The 13745-nt window shown below is 64.2% G+C and carries 14 protein-coding genes; 5 read left to right on the top strand and 9 right to left on the bottom strand.

All coding sequences use genetic code 11. The features are described 5' to 3' along the window. Window positions 1-23: 23 nt before the first annotated feature. A complete protein-coding gene (locus AC54T3_RS12780) occupies window positions 24-602 on the top strand; it encodes a protein N-terminal glutamine amidohydrolase (RefSeq protein ID WP_496625273.1) in 579 nt (192 codons plus the stop codon). Between the two features lie 137 nt (window positions 603-739). After that, on the top strand, window positions 740-1228 hold the full coding sequence (locus AC54T3_RS12775) for a PH domain-containing protein (protein WP_496625272.1): 489 nt from the start codon (window positions 740-742) through the stop codon (window positions 1226-1228). Here the strand turns inward: AC54T3_RS12775 and AC54T3_RS12770 are convergent. From AC54T3_RS12770 to AC54T3_RS12760, 3 genes are all read right to left on the bottom strand, one after another. After that, window positions 1225-3012, bottom strand: coding sequence for an ABC transporter transmembrane domain-containing protein (locus AC54T3_RS12770; protein ID WP_496625270.1), 1788 nt, complete (start codon window positions 3010-3012; stop codon window positions 1225-1227). The genes AC54T3_RS12775 and AC54T3_RS12770 overlap by 4 nt on opposite strands. A 207-nt stretch (window positions 3013-3219) precedes the next feature. After that, the gene (locus AC54T3_RS12765; protein ID WP_496625268.1) at window positions 3220-3456 is read right to left on the bottom strand and encodes an HP1242/YdcH family protein; all 237 of its coding nucleotides are present in this window, start codon (window positions 3454-3456) and stop codon (window positions 3220-3222) included. Between the two features lie 253 nt (window positions 3457-3709). Next, entirely contained in the window at window positions 3710-4228 is a 519-nt protein-coding gene (locus AC54T3_RS12760; protein WP_496625266.1) for an OmpH/Skp family outer membrane protein, read from the bottom strand. A gap of 224 nt (window positions 4229-4452) precedes the next feature. On the opposite strand from AC54T3_RS12760, the gene AC54T3_RS12755 reads away from it, so the two are divergent. From AC54T3_RS12755 to AC54T3_RS12745, 3 genes are all read left to right on the top strand, one after another. Further along, on the top strand, window positions 4453-4980 hold the full coding sequence (locus AC54T3_RS12755) for a DUF2058 domain-containing protein (protein WP_496625264.1): 528 nt from the start codon (window positions 4453-4455) through the stop codon (window positions 4978-4980). 76 nt (window positions 4981-5056) lie between these two features. Next, the gene (locus AC54T3_RS12750) at window positions 5057-5857 is read left to right on the top strand and encodes a TatD family hydrolase (protein ID WP_496625263.1); all 801 of its coding nucleotides are present in this window, start codon (window positions 5057-5059) and stop codon (window positions 5855-5857) included. Beyond that, window positions 5838-6584, top strand: coding sequence for a tRNA threonylcarbamoyladenosine dehydratase (locus AC54T3_RS12745; RefSeq protein WP_496625261.1), 747 nt, complete (start codon window positions 5838-5840; stop codon window positions 6582-6584). The genes AC54T3_RS12750 and AC54T3_RS12745 overlap by 20 nt, the downstream gene beginning before the upstream one ends. 92 nt (window positions 6585-6676) lie before the next feature. Here the strand turns inward: AC54T3_RS12745 and AC54T3_RS12740 are convergent, their stop codons facing one another. From AC54T3_RS12740 to AC54T3_RS12715, 6 genes are all read right to left on the bottom strand, one after another. Continuing rightward, a complete protein-coding gene (locus AC54T3_RS12740; RefSeq protein WP_496625260.1) occupies window positions 6677-7813 on the bottom strand; it encodes a flagellar motor protein MotB in 1137 nt (378 codons plus the stop codon). A gap of 18 nt (window positions 7814-7831) precedes the next feature. Continuing rightward, window positions 7832-8632, bottom strand: a complete 801-nt coding sequence (locus AC54T3_RS12735; RefSeq protein ID WP_496625258.1) for a MotA/TolQ/ExbB proton channel family protein — start codon at window positions 8630-8632, stop codon at window positions 7832-7834. Between the two features lie 229 nt (window positions 8633-8861). Beyond that, window positions 8862-10646 carry a nickel-dependent hydrogenase large subunit gene (locus tag AC54T3_RS12730; RefSeq protein ID WP_496625256.1) on the bottom strand — a complete coding sequence of 595 codons (1785 nt, stop codon included), beginning with the start codon at window positions 10644-10646 and terminating at the stop codon, window positions 8862-8864. Then, entirely contained in the window at window positions 10643-11965 is a 1323-nt protein-coding gene (locus AC54T3_RS12725) for a (Fe-S)-binding protein (RefSeq protein ID WP_496625254.1), read from the bottom strand. Before AC54T3_RS12725 ends, AC54T3_RS12730 begins: the two co-directional genes overlap by 4 nt. Beyond that, the gene (locus AC54T3_RS12720; RefSeq protein WP_496625253.1) at window positions 11962-12624 is read right to left on the bottom strand and encodes a hypothetical protein; all 663 of its coding nucleotides are present in this window, start codon (window positions 12622-12624) and stop codon (window positions 11962-11964) included. The genes AC54T3_RS12725 and AC54T3_RS12720 overlap by 4 nt, the downstream gene beginning before the upstream one ends. Then, a complete protein-coding gene (locus tag AC54T3_RS12715) occupies window positions 12621-13718 on the bottom strand; it encodes a hydrogenase small subunit (RefSeq protein WP_496625251.1) in 1098 nt (365 codons plus the stop codon). The genes AC54T3_RS12720 and AC54T3_RS12715 overlap by 4 nt, the downstream gene beginning before the upstream one ends. Window positions 13719-13745: the final 27 nt, after the last annotated feature.

Raw genomic sequence — 13745 nt, 5'->3', positions numbered from 1 at the left:
GGCTCGGCCTGGCATCCTTTCCCGTGAGTGAACAACGTTGTGCTCAATCTGGCGACCAGGTACGTCATGGCCTGCGCTATCAGCCGTTCTACTGCGAGGAGAACATCTGGTGGCTCTGCGCCGAGCCGCCGACGGGTGTAGTCATCGCGCAGGCGATCTTTGTCGCCAGCCAGGCCGGAGCCTGCCCGATTGCCGAGCAACGCGCTGCCGGTGCCGATGGCCTCGTCTGGTGGGATTATCATTGCATCGCGCTCGACGAGCAGCAGCGCATCTGGGATCTGGACTCGCGCTTGCGGCTGCCGGTTGTGGCGAGCACCTGGCTCGAGCGCAGTTTCCCGCATGCGGCGGCGTTGCCGGGACTGCTGCAGCCGCGCTTTCGGGTCGTCACCGCCGCGCGCTATCTCGCGGACTTTGCCAGTGATCGCCAACACATGCGCGCCGCCGATGGCGGTTGGCTGCAGGCGCCGCCGCCTTGGCCCTGCATCGGCACCGGCAGTAATCTTTCCGACTATCGGGAGCCGAGCAACCCTGCGGGTCTTGGCCAACCCGAGGGGCCGGGCCAACTGCTCGATCTCGATGCGTTCAGGGCACTCGTCGGCTAATCCCAGCGCCGCGTCCTCTCTCGGACGCATTCTCGGCTTCGGGCAATACTGGTACGATTGCTCGTGACGCCGCTCTGCTGGCCCGCCTTTGTCGTCCGCTGTTATGTCGTTCCCTAGTCCGCCCAAGGAGTCATGCGATGCCTGAAGTCCTGTACAAGGCCAACCCTTCCGTCTGGCGCTCGCACCCGCTCGGTGCCCTGATCGCGTGGCTGATGATCGCGGGTGGAGCGGTGATCGCGCTGACCGGCACGCTCCCGCTCTTGCCGGAGCCCACACAGTCGCTCCAACTGCCCGACGGGCTCGAGCCGCGCTGGCTGGGCTACGGGTTGATCGCCATCGGTCTTTTCCAGCTGCTGCGTTGGTGGCTGGCGTCCCTGATGGATCATCTCGAGATCAACGAATACGAGCTGGTTTGGACGCATGGGCTGCTGAGCAAGCAATACATCGAGATCAACATGAGTTCGGTGCGGACGGTTCGGGTCGAGCAGTCGCTGTTCCAACGCCTGTTGGGGGCCGGCGATCTGAAGGTCTATACCGCCGGCGATGATCCGGAGCTGAGGATTCGCGGGCTGCCGCGACCACAGGAGATCCGTCAGCACATCAAGGGTCAGACCTCGGACAACTAACTCCCATCCTGGAACTGCAGGGCCGCGAGACGGGCATAGAGGCCGTCCTCGACGAGCAGCGTCTCATGGCGGCCACTGGCGACGATGCGCCCTTGGTCGAGGACCAGGATCCGGTCGGCATTGCGCACCGTGGCCAAGCGATGGGCGATGACGATGCTGGTGCGTCCGTGCATCAGGTGTTCCAGCGCGTCTTGCACGAGGCGCTCGCTTTCGGCATCCAGCGCGCTGGTGGCCTCATCCAGGAGCAAGACCGCTGGGTCGCGCAGGATGGCGCGCGCGATCGCGATGCGTTGACGCTCGCCGCCAGAGAGACGCACCCCGCGCTCGCCGAGGAAGGTCCGATAGCCGTTCGGCAGCCGCTGGATGAACTCATGCGCGTGCGCCGCGCGGGCCGCAGCCTCGACCGCCGCGTCATCCACCTCCAGCCCATAACGGATGTTCTCGAGTGCATCGGCGCCAAAGATCACCGGATCCTGCGGCACGATGACGATCTGGCGCCGGAAGGCCGTGGGTTCGAGTTCGCGCAGATCGATGCCATCGAGGCGCAGCGCGCCTTGCTCCGGGTCGTAGAACCGCAGCAGCAGGTGGAACAGGGTCGACTTGCCCGCGCCGGATGGGCCGACGAGGGCGATTTGCTCGCCCGGCGCGATCTCGAGATCGATGCCGGCAATGGCCGGATGCTCGGGGCGGGATGGATAGGTAAAGGTCACCGCTTGGGCCTCGACGCGGCCTTGCACCGGGGTGGGCAGGCGGCGTGGCGCGGCGGGCGCGGTGATCGAGGGCTCGGTCTCGAGCAGTTCCATCAAGCGTTCGGCGGCGCCGGCGCCGCGCAGGAGTTGGCCGGCGATGTCCGACAGTGAGCCGACATTGCCCGCGACTAGGATCGCGTAGAACAAGAACGCCGAGAGTTCGCCCCCGGTGAGTCGCCCGGCCAGCACCTCGCGCCCGCCGAACCAGAGCACGAGCCCGATGGCGCCGAAGGTCAGCAAGGTTACCACCGTGCTCAGCAGCGCGCTGTTCACGGAGCGGCGCATCGCCGTGCCGAAGGCCTCTTCGACGCGCTCGCCATAGCGCGCCCGGTCCACCGGCTCATGGCAGAAGGCCTGGACCGTGCGGATGCCATGCAGGGTCTCGTCGACATAGGCGCCGACATCGCCAATCCTGTCCTGGCTCAGCCTGGAGAAGCGGCGTACCCGATGGCCGAGGAACCAGGCCGGCACCAGCACAACGGGCACCCCGAGCACGACCAGCAGCGTCAGCTCTGGGCTGGTGATGGCCAGCATCACCAGACTGCCGATCGCCAGCAGCAGGCTGCGCAGCCCCATGGCAAAGGTGGAGCCGACTACGATCTGCAACAGTGCGGTGTCGCTGGTCAGCCGGGAGATGACCTCGCCGGTGCGGGTGGTCTCGAAGAAGCCGACGTTCAGGGCCAGGGCGCGGTTGAAGACGGCGCGGCGTACATCGGCAACTACACGTTCGCCAAGCCAATTCAGCAGCCAGCTGCGCAGCCCGACCGCGATACTCAAGAGCACCACGACCAGTAAAAAGAACAGCAGCGCCTGATCCAGCGCGGCCGATGAGCCACTGGCGATCCCGGTGTCGACCACGTTGCGAATCACCTGGCCAAAGGCCAGTAGCGTGCCGGCGGCGAATAGCAGCGCGGCGAGGGCGAGCAGGAGCCGTCCGAGATAGGGTCTGGTAAAGCCCAGCAGGCGCAGCAGCGGTCGTAACCGTCGGCTGCGTGGCCGATCCAGCGGATCGGCCGAGGATTGGGAGGATCGCATGGGTGGCTCGCGCCTTGTGCTCGGGGTTGGTTGCTGCCGCATCCCGATGGTGACGAATAGGGAGGGCGAGGCCGCCGCGACCCAGGGAGATGTTGGGTCGCTCTTGGCGTGCCAGTTGGATTGACTGCCCGCAGCGCGGGCTAGATCAGCGGGCTAGCGGCGTGCGAACGACGGGCAGGTTTCACGCCAATGGCTTGCATTGCGGTATTAGGTACGGAGCAGATCGTAGAGTTTGTCCTTGAGCAGCAAACGCTGCTTCTTGAACTCCTCGATGGTTTCGTCGGCAACCGGGGTGCCGAGTTCCTCGAGTTGGCGGACCTTCGCGTCCAGCTCATCATAGGCGTCCATGAGTTCGGCAAAGGCGGCGTTGCTCGCACGCATCTCGTCGATCTTGCCTTCGAGTTCGGGGAACTCATGGAGCACGTCGTGCATTTCTCCAAGCATCGGCTTGCGATCCTCCGGAACGGCGGCACCTCGATGGCGGCGCCGATGTCGTAGTGAACAGTGACTCGTCGGACCGTGGCGCAGCGACGAGCGATGCGCTGAGTGGCCCTCGCGAACATTGTAAACCAGCGGTCATTGACTGCCCTGGGTCGGGGCGGAAAAAGCTGATCTGAGTTAGCAAAATGCCCGAATCTTGACCGAGGTTCGATCGGATGGCGATCGGGTGGCCTGGCTGGCTTCGGCTCGCCGCGACCTAGTTCGCGTTGGCATTCATCGCTTTGATGACAGCGTCGGTGATGTCGCCACCGTCATCGAGATAGACAACGCCGGATTGATTGGCCTCGAAGACCGCATCGAGCTTGCGCTGCTTGGCGACACTGATCACGGCATCGCGCGCCGGCTGAAGGATCTTTTGACCTTCCTGCTGCTGCGCGCGCGCTAGCTGTTGCTGGATCTTGGCGAAATCTTCCTCGAATTGCTTGATCCGGCTCTGGATCTCCTGCTCGGTCTTCTCGACCTGAGCCGTGCTCATGAGCGGTCGATCGCGCTCGAGCGTTTGTTGCAGCTGGCGAATCTCGGCCTCCTCTTGCGCAAAGGCCTGCTGCTCGTCGCCGAAGCGTTCCTGCAGGTTGGCCTGCGCGGCCTTGCCGAGATCGCTGTCTTCCAAGACGCGCTGCATGTCGACATAACCGATCTCACTGGCCAGCGTTGGCGTGGCGGCCGCCAAGGCGGTCAAGATCAATAGGGCTCGGATGGTAAAAGGGCGGTTCATGGCTTGCTCCTAAGCAACGGGTGGGCCTCCTGTGATCGGGAAGCCTTGGGCGCAGCGCGCGATTGTATACCGTCGGCCGAGTGCTGTTCAGTGCAAACATGCCCCTAGTCGCCCATCCGGGAGCCAATGGAGGAGCCCATGGAAACGCGAAACGCCGACGCGATGGCGCGTCAGCTGGGCTCAGGGGTTACAATCCGGCACCGCAGCGTGAGAGGGTGGAACGCATGGCAGGCTCCTTACAGGACCAACTGGTGAAGGCCGGGCTGGCGAGCGAACAGCAGCTCAAGAACACCAAGTCCAAGAAACGTAAGCAAAAACGATCGGGGACCGCACCCCCGGACGAGGCCCAGCGCAAGCAGGCGCAGCAGGTCGCGGCCGAGAAGCGAGCGCGTGATCAGGCCCTGAATCGCCAACGCGATGAGGAGGCCAAGCGCAAGGCCGAGCAGATTGCCTTGTGGCAACTGGTGCGCGACAACCGTATCCCGCGCTCGAATGGTGACAGGGCCTACAATTTCACCGATGGTCAGGCGCTGAAGCGGCTCTACGTCACCGCCGCGCAGCATCGAGACCTGGTGGACGGGCGCTTGGCCATCGTGCGCCATGATGACTTCTACGAACTGGTGCCGGTGGACATTGCCGAGCGGCTGGAGGCAGCCGAGCCGACGCTGGTGTTGGTGCATAATCGCGCCGACGCCGAGGATGGCGACGATGAATACGCCGATTACAAGGTGCCGGATGATTTGATGTGGTGATCCCATCACGTCCGCCACCCTTGGCGCTGAAACCTGATGGCGGAAACCGCTGAGAAGCGCCGGACCCTATTGAACAATGCGTCTCATCGACACCCATTGCCATCTCGATGTCGCCGACTTCGATGCCGATCGCGCCGCAGTGCTGACGGCCGCGCGCGCCGCTGGGGTCGAGGCGATCGTCGTCCCCGGCATCGATGCCGGCGGCTGGGACAGGTTGCTCGGGCTTTGCGCGGGCGATGATGGGCTCTATCCAGCGCTCGGCCTCCACCCGGTCTATCTGGAACGCCATCGCAACGGCGATCTGGCCGCGCTCGAGCGCAGACTCGATACCGATACACCGGTCGCGGTCGGCGAGATCGGGCTCGATTTCCATGCCAAGGACGCCGATCGTGAGCGTCAGATCGACCTCTGCCGCGCTCAGCTTGCCATCGCCCGTGACGCACGGTTGCCAGTGCTCTTGCATGTGCGAAAGGCGCATGAGGAAATGTTGCGGTTGCTCACCGAGACGCCGGTGGTTGGCGGCAGCGCCCATGCCTTCAACGGCAGCCTGCAGCAGGCGCACCGCTACATCGAGCTGGGCTTTTGCCTCGGCTTCGGCGGCATGTTGACCTTCGAGCGCTCGACCCGGCTGCGGCGCTTGGCCGCCGAGCTACCACTCGAGGCTATCGTGCTGGAGACCGATGCGCCGGACCTGACCGTTGCCTCGCATCAGTATCAGCGCAACAGCCCCGCCTACCTTCCCGAGGTCTTGACCGCGCTCGCCGAGGTGCGTCAGGAGGCGCCCGCCGCGCTTGCCGCCCAGACCACGGCGAATGCCCGTCGACTGCTGTGCCTCGAGCCCGATGAGGGCCGCGCGGATGGCGTCGGCGGCGAGTGATGATCCCCTCTCGGCCCGTACCCGCATCCTGATCGGCGACCAGGGCGTCGAGCGCCTGCGCGCGGCGCGCGTCTTTGTTGCTGGGCTTGGCGGCGTCGGCGCGTTCGCGGCCGAGGCCTTGGCGCGCGCTGGCGTTGGCGAGCTGATCCTGGCCGATGGCGATTGCGTGGCCGCGTCCAACCTCAATCGTCAGCTCTGTGCCCTGCACAGCACCCTGGGGCAGCCCAAGGTCGCGGTGATGCGTCAGCGCCTCCTGGATATCAATCCGGCCTGCCGAGTGACCGAAATCCCGACGTTCCTGACGGCCGATGAACTCCCGATGCGCGTCGGGGAGGGCGGCTTCGATCAGATCATCGATGCGATCGACAGTCTCAGCAGCAAACTGGCCTTGCTCGGCGCGGCCTTGGATGCGGCGATCCCGATCGTGAGCAGCATGGGCGCTGGCGGCCGGCTCGACCCCACCCGTCTGCGCGTGGGTGACCTGATGGACAGCGGCGGTTGCCCGCTGGCGCGCAAGGTACGTCAACACTTGCGTCGACGAGGTTACGAGCGGGGGATCACCGCCGTCTGGTCGGACGAGCCACCGCGTCCGCCACTGCCGCCCGAGCCCTGCGACTGCGGTCGACCGCGCGCCGTGAACGGCACCATCAGCTATCTACCCGGTCTGTTCGGCCTCAGTCTCGCTGGCATCGTCATCCAGCGACTTGTCGAGCCAAGGCTCGGGTGAGCGCTTAAACGCCCGCGCGGCTGGTTCCCGCGCGGCCCGTTTAAGAGACTGAGTTGGATCGCGTCGAGCCTATGCTGATCGGGCTGTGTCGATCACTGTTCCTCGTCGAGCGCCTCGATCTCGATGGGTGTTTCATCGGGCTCGATTGGTGCCGGTATCGGTGCCGGTGGGAAAAAGACCTCGAGGTCAACGGGTTCGATCGCGTTCAGCCCCTGCTCGAACAGCAGCTCAACATCGACCGGCTCTTCGCCGGGCTCGCGCGTGTCCGCTTCCTGCGCTTGTTCCGGTAAGAAAAAGGCCTCGAGGTCGATAGGCTCGATCGCCTCCAGCCCCTGCTCGAAGCGCGCATCAAGATCCATCGGTTCCTCATCCGCGTCGATGGTGTCTTGGACGATTTGCTCGGTCGGATCCTCGATCGGGGCTCGCAAGCCTAATTCTCGTTCGATCGCTTCACCGGCGCGGATCGAGAGTTCGACGCGGCGGTTTTTCGCGCGTTGCTCAAGCGTCTCATTGGGCACCAGCGGTCGGGTGTCGGCATGGCCGAGGACGAAGAAACGCTTGGAGTCGAGTTCCTGGTTTTCGAGCAGGACGTTGGTCACGGTCGCGGCGCGCATGGCCGAGAGATCCCAGTTACTCTGGAAGCGAGCGCTCCTGATCGGGATATTGTCGGTGTGGCCGTCGACGGCGATGTATCCAGGAATCTCCGTGAGTTCAGCGGACAGCACTCCAAGGAGCTGCCTGAACGATGGGCTGATTTGTGCCGAGCCGGAGGGAAAACTGCCCTGCTCGTCGATGCGGATGATGATGTCGAGCCCCTCGCGTTCGACGGCGACAGTGCTCTCGGGGGCGGCATCGCGAATGGTCTGAATGATCTGTTGCTCGATGGCATCGAGGCGGGTTTCGACGCGGGAGTCAATATCGCCGGCGGCGAGCGTTGGGCGCTCGAGGGTCGTGCGCTGGCGGATCTCGTCGACCGGGATCGGCTGCGGACGCCCCGGCGAGAACTGCTGCAACACCGGACTGGTGCCCATGGGGATGACATTCGCTGGGATCTCTCGCTGCACGCCGAAGGCTTTCTGGAGTTCGCCGGCGAGGCGCTTGAAGCGTTGGGCATCGATCTCGGCGAAGGAGAGCAGCAAGATGAAGAAGGTCAGCAGGAGCGTCATCAGGTCGGCAAAGGTCACCATCCAGCGTGGTACCTTGCTTTTTTTTTGGCCGTCGGTGGGCATGGATTTGGCGTCTTGCGCTTACGCGGTTCCAGCTTCCTGGCCGGCTTCCTGCGCCGCCAGATCCTCCTGACGTTTCTCGCGCTGTTCCTGGGGCAGATAGGTGAGCAGCACCTGCTCGACGACCCTGGGGTTACGTCCCTGTTGAATTGCCATCAGGGCATCGGTCCAGAGCGACTGTAAGCGCTCTTGCTGCAGGGTCCTCAGCTCCAGCTTTTCGGCGATGGGGTTGGCGATGATTTGCGCGATCAACACCCCGTACAGGGTCGTCAGCAGGGCGACCGCCATGGCGGGGCCAATCTTGGAGGGGTCGTCCATGTTGGCGAGCATGTCGACGAGACCGATCAGGGTGCCGACCATGCCCATCGCCGGGGCCACGTCGGTGAGTAGGCTGAAGGCGCGGGCGCCGGCGCGGTTGCGGTCCAGCGTCATCAGGCGCTCCTTGTCGAGCACCTCCTTGAGCATGTCCGGCGAATAGCCATCGGCCAGCATCTGCAAGCCGCGCGCGAGGAAGGTCGAGCTGGCCTCGTGGTTCTCCAGGGCTAGGAGTCCGCTCTTGCGGGCCAACTTCGAGACCTCGAGCATCTCGTCGATGGTGCTCATCATGTCCGGCAGCGTCGATTTGAAGGCCCGGACCACGGCTTTCATCGCCAGGCGGACCTCGGTGAAGCTCATCTGCGAGAGCACGATCATCAAGCTGCCGCCGACGACGATGATGAGGCCGATCGGGTTGAGAAAGATCATCGGTGACGCGCCGAGCCCGACCGCGACCGCGACCAGGATGATCGCACCGAGCATGCCGATAATGGTCGCCAGATCCATTGCGAAGCCTCAAGGATGAAATGTTCGCGCCCGTTTGGGCTTTAGATTGCCTCGCCGATCAATGGGGACGATCGGATGTTCGTGCAACCGCTTGCCGACGGGGCAAGGATAGGATACTGGATCATCCCCTTGCGTGCATGCCGGATATCGAGTGCGCGTTGGTTGCCGGCAGTCTCTGCAGGACTGGCGCGAGAACGCCCGCCCCGCTAGACGTTGACGGCGGGCCATCCTAGCTAACCTTAATCTCGATCTGCTCGCCGGTCTCCGGGTCCGAGAGGTGCACGGCGCAGGCGATGCAGGGATCGAACGAGTGGATAGTGCGCAGGATCTCGATCGGCTGCTTGGGGTCGTGGAGCTGGGTGTTGTCGGCCAGCGCCGCCTCGTAGGCCCCCGGTACGCCGGACGGGTCGCGCGGACCGGCGTTCCAGGTCGAGGGCACCACGGCCTGATAGTTGGCGATCTTCTCATCTTCGATCACGATCCAGTGACCGAGCGCGCCGCGTGGTGCCTCCATAATGCCGGCGCCCTGGGCCTGCTTGGGCCAGCTCGAGGGCTCCCACAGCGCCTCGTTGAAGGTCTGGGTATCGCCAGCACGGATGTTCGCGATCAGGGCGTCGTACCAGGTCTGCATCGCATCGGCGACGATCTTCGACTCTAGCGTGCGCGCGGCGGTGCGCCCGAGCGTCGAGAACAGCCCCTCGACCGGCAGATCGAGCGTGCTCAGCGAATAGTCGATCAGCTCCTTGGCCTGGGCGTGGGCCGGCGCGCTGCTGTCGGCATAGAGCAGCAGCATGCGGGCGAGTGGTCCGACCTCGACCGAGTGGCCGTTCCAACGCGGTGATTTGAGCCAAGAATAGCCGTCATCGACATTGAGCTGCTGGTATGGTGGCTTGGGACCGCCACGCTTGTCGTAGTCGAGCGTGGTCTCGCCCTGGTACGGATGCAGACCGGCCTGCTTGCCGTCCTTGTAGTCGTACCAAGCGTGGGAGATGAATTCTTGAATCTCGCTCTCGGCGTGCAGGTCGACCGGATGGATGGTGCTGAGATCGCGGTTGAGAATGGCGCCGCGCGGGAACAGCAGGTCCGAGAGAGCGCGGCTGTCGGTGCTCGATCCGCTGTAGGGCAGATCGCCGTAGCAGAGAAAGTTGCCAAGACCCTCGCCCTTCTGTGCCCAGTCCTTGTAGAAACCAGCGATGGCGAGGGTATCCGGGATGTAGACCTGCTCGACGAAGGCCTGCATGGACTTGATGATGTCCTGCACCTGGGCCAGCTTCTTCGAGTTGATCGCCGAGTCCGAGTTCAGATCGATCGGCGAGCCGACGCCGCCGACGATGAAGTTCGGATGCGGGTTCTTGCCGCCGAAGATGGCGTGCAGCCGCGCTACATCGCGCTGCCAGGCCAGGGCCTCGAGGTAGTGCGCGACCGCCATCAGATTGGCTTCGGGCGGCAGCTTGTAGGCTGGATGGCCCCAGTAGCCGTTGGCGAAGATACCGAGCTGGCCGCCGTCGACGAAGCTCTTGACCCGCTTCTGGATGTCGCTGAAGTAGCCCGGCGAGGACTTGCCCCAACTGCTGGTGCCTAGATCGGCGGCGGTCTTGGCGCTGATCTGTTGCGCCAGCTGTGAGGTCGCGGCCGGGTCGGCGCTCAACGCCGAGACGACGTCCACCCAGTCCAGTGCATGCAGGTGATAGAAGTGCATCACATGGTCATGGATGTACTGTGCACCGATCATCAGATTGCGGATCAGCTGCGCGTTGGGCGGGATCGGATAGTTCAGCGCATCCTCGACCGAGCGCACCGAGGCGATGCCATGCACCAGGGTGCAGACGCCACAGATGCGCTGCGCATAGGCCCAGGCGTCGCGCGGGTCGCGTCCGCGCAGGATGATCTCGAGCCCGCGCACCATGGTGCCGGACGAGTAGGCCTTGGCAATCTCCTGCCCGTTCATCTCCGCCTCGATGCGCAGATGACCCTCGATGCGGGTGATGGGGTCGACAACGACGCGCTCGCTCATGATTGTTCAGCCTTCTCTTTCTCGACCAGGTGGTCGGCGATCATCTCGGTGAGGCCGACCACGGGGATGTCCATGTTGAACTCCTCGAGCCCTTCCTCGAGCTGGGTGCGGCAGGTGGCACACATAGTCACCAGGCGCTCGGGCTCGACCTCCTCGATCTGCGCCTTCTTGCGCTTGAACGCGGCCATCTTTAGGGGTTCGGCACGCTCGTTGGAGCTGACGCCGCCGCCAGCACCACAGCACCACTGATACTCGCCGTGCTCCTTCATATCGACGAAGTCGCCGGCGACCAGATCCATCAGGCTGCGCTGTTGCTGGACCACGCCGCTCTTGCGCGCCAGGTTGCAGGGATCGTGCATCGAGAGGCGGTCCATCTCCTTGCCCTCGGTCTTGATGCGCCCGTCGGCGCGTAGCTGATCCAGCACCTCGATGATGTGGTAGACCTTGAACGGATAGGCGCGCTTGATCGCGTTCGGCCCCTCCCAGCGGATCGCCGTGTAGGCATGACCGCATTCGGGGCTGATCACGTTCTTCACCTTCAACTGCTCGGCGGCGTCGACGACGCGCTGCACCAGGGTCGCGGCGATGTCCTTGGAGCCGATCTGGATGCCGGCGTTGGTGGCCTCGAAACAGTCCTTGCTCAGGGTCCAACTGACCTCCGCGTGGTCGAAGATCTTGGTCAGGGCCTCGAGGTATTCCGGGAAGTTGATGATCTCCATCGATGAGAGCAGCACCAGATAGTCGGCGCCCTCCTTGTCGATCGGGATCTCGAGTCCGGTGGCGGTCTCGACATGCTTGATCTGCACTTCGAGTGTCTTCCACTGCAGGCCCATCGGGCTGCCGGTATTGACCGCGCGCACCGAGGCGGCCACCAGCCCCTCGGGCGAATGGCCGGAGGCCACCATGCCCTCGCGCGCCTTGCGGATCATGTAATGGATATCGTTGCCGACCGGGCACACCATCGAGCAGCGTCCGCACATGGTGCAGGAGTCGTAGAGCAGGGGCTCCCATTCCTCGAGCATCTCGTCGGTGATGAGCGGCTTGGACTCACGCCCGAGCTTGGCGTCAATACGATCCTTGGCGAGCTTCTTCAGCTTGCCCCAGAGGGTGTATTCCTGCTCCCAGAGCAGTCGCATCGGCTCGAGCTTATGGATCGGGGTGTACTTCGGATCACCGGTCTCGACAAAGAATGGGCAGGCTTGGGCGCAGAGGCCACAGTGCACGCAGCTCGAGAAGAAGGACGCGACCGGCGCATCGATCTCCTCGCGCCAGGCATTGAGCCCGCGCTCGAGGGAAAATTGGTTGGCACCCTGGGTCATGACTGAATCCCCTTGCGGCCGAAGATGGCGCCGTTGTAATAGCGCGCGACGAAGGCGGTGAAGATGTGCGTGAGCTTGGTGAAGGGCAGCACGATGAGGAAGACCTCGGCGCTCAGGATATGCAGCCCCAGCGCCATCGGATAGGGGTTGATCAGCCGGTGATAGGCCAGGTAGCCGGTCAGGACCGGCAGGAAGGTGACCGCCCAGATCAAATAGTCTTCCGGCGTGCTCAGGAAACGCTTCACGGGCTGCGTGAACCGGTGGATCAGCACCGCGACCAGGGCGAGCAGGGTGATCGCGGTGATCGCGTCGATGACTGGGTTCGGCAGCCCCGGCCAGCCGATGCCAACGGTGCTCTTGATCAGCTCGACATGCGGGATGAACAGCAGCAGCACGACGACGAAGCCGACATGCCAGAGGGTGCCGACAAGGACATCGAAGGTGGAGCGCTTGAAGGTGCCCGGATCCGGGTTGAAGCGGCGGTAGATGGTCTTCAGCCCCGGAATGATCTCGTTGCTGCGGGCGGCCGCGTAGTTGTGGGCGCGACCGAGCGCGAGGATCTCGAACAGTCGAACCAGGATGCCGAGCGCGAAGATGGCCACGGCAATGCTGAACATCGGGCCCTTGATAAAGAGTAGGAAGTCCATCGATGTCATCACAGCTTCTCCTCTAATTGATCGGCGGTGACCTTGTCATGGTGCTTGACGGCCTGCTTGCCCTGTTGCCGGCTCATCAAGCCAGCGCCAACGCCGACCGCAGCGCCGACGGCGCCAGCCGTGACCAGCACATCGCCCGGGCTCCCGGTGGGTACCGACAACGGCTTGTAGAAGCCGCCGGCATCCCAGAACTCGGGCTCGGAGCAGCCAAGGCAGGGATAGCCCGCCTCGATCGGCCAGCTCGTGCCGCCGTTCCATTTCATGGTCGCGCAGGCGTTGTAGGTCATCGGCCCCTTGCAGCCGAGCCGATAGAGGCACCAGCCAGCCTTGGCGCCTTCATCGTCGAAGGATTCGGCGAACAGGCCCTTGTCGTAGAACGGCCGACGATAGCAGCGGTCATGGATCGACTGGCCGAAGAAGGCGCGTGGGCGCCCATATTCGTCGAGTTCGGGGATGGTGCCGAAGGTGAGGAACTGCGCCAACACGCCGGTGATCACCATCGGCACCGGCGGACAGCCGGAAACGTTGATCACCGGCTTGTCCTTGACCAGGTCTTGCACCGAAACCGCGCCGGTGGGATTCGGATCGGCCTTGGGCAGGCCGCCGAAGGTGGCGCAAGTGCCGACCGCGACCACGGCGGCGGCACCCTCGATGGTCTCCATCAGCATCTGATAGTTGCTGATGCCGGCGATGGTCGAGTAGCCGGGATTGGCCTTGGGGCCAGGTAGCGAGCCATCGACGACGACCAAATACTCGCCGGCGTTCAGCGCCATCGCCTGCTCGCGCGCATGCTCGGCAGCCTCGCCGGCCGCAGCCTGCAGCGTATGGTGATAGTCGAGGGAGATGACATCGAAAATCAGGTTCTCGAGGGTCGGCGAGGAGCTGCGGGTCAGGGATTCGGTGCAGCCGGTGCATTCCTGGAACGAGAGCCAGATCACCGAAGGCCGGCGCGCCTGTTCGAGCGCGTTCGCGATGGCCGGTGCCATGCTTGGCGGCAAGGCCATCATCGATGCCGTCGCGGCGCAGAATTTGAGGAATCCACGGCGTGACACCCCGTGCTGGCGCAGGCTCTCGCCCAAGGTCTTCGATGTGGCCATCGTTTCTCCTGCCATTGCTGGAATTCA

Source organism: Halochromatium sp. NSM3, assembly GCF_059621085.1.
Note: the sequence above shows the minus strand (reverse complement) of the source record. Positions and strands in the feature narration are given on the sequence as shown.

Bases quoted from the DNA above. Each gene is read 5' to 3' on its own strand.
- AC54T3_RS12750 (WP_496625263.1), top strand. From the start codon at position 5,057: ATGCGTCTCATCGACACCCATTGCCATCTCGATGTCGCCGACTTCGAT.
- AC54T3_RS12755 (WP_496625264.1), top strand. From the start codon at position 4,453: ATGGCAGGCTCCTTACAGGACCAACTGGTGAAGGCCGGGCTGGCGAGC.
- AC54T3_RS12745 (WP_496625261.1), top strand. From the start codon at position 5,838: ATGGCGTCGGCGGCGAGTGATGATCCCCTCTCGGCCCGTACCCGCATC.
- AC54T3_RS12760 (WP_496625266.1), bottom strand. From the start codon at position 4,228: ATGAACCGCCCTTTTACCATCCGAGCCCTATTGATCTTGACCGCCTTG.
- AC54T3_RS12765 (WP_496625268.1), bottom strand. From the start codon at position 3,456: ATGCTTGGAGAAATGCACGACGTGCTCCATGAGTTCCCCGAACTCGAA.
- AC54T3_RS12735 (WP_496625258.1), bottom strand. From the start codon at position 8,632: ATGGATCTGGCGACCATTATCGGCATGCTCGGTGCGATCATCCTGGTC.
- AC54T3_RS12775 (WP_496625272.1), top strand. From the start codon at position 740: ATGCCTGAAGTCCTGTACAAGGCCAACCCTTCCGTCTGGCGCTCGCAC.
- AC54T3_RS12740 (WP_496625260.1), bottom strand. From the start codon at position 7,813: ATGCCCACCGACGGCCAAAAAAAAAGCAAGGTACCACGCTGGATGGTG.
- AC54T3_RS12715 (WP_496625251.1), bottom strand. From the start codon at position 13,718: ATGGCCACATCGAAGACCTTGGGCGAGAGCCTGCGCCAGCACGGGGTG.
- AC54T3_RS12725 (WP_496625254.1), bottom strand. From the start codon at position 11,965: ATGACCCAGGGTGCCAACCAATTTTCCCTCGAGCGCGGGCTCAATGCC.
- AC54T3_RS12730 (WP_496625256.1), bottom strand. From the start codon at position 10,646: ATGAGCGAGCGCGTCGTTGTCGACCCCATCACCCGCATCGAGGGTCAT.
- AC54T3_RS12770 (WP_496625270.1), bottom strand. From the start codon at position 3,012: ATGCGATCCTCCCAATCCTCGGCCGATCCGCTGGATCGGCCACGCAGC.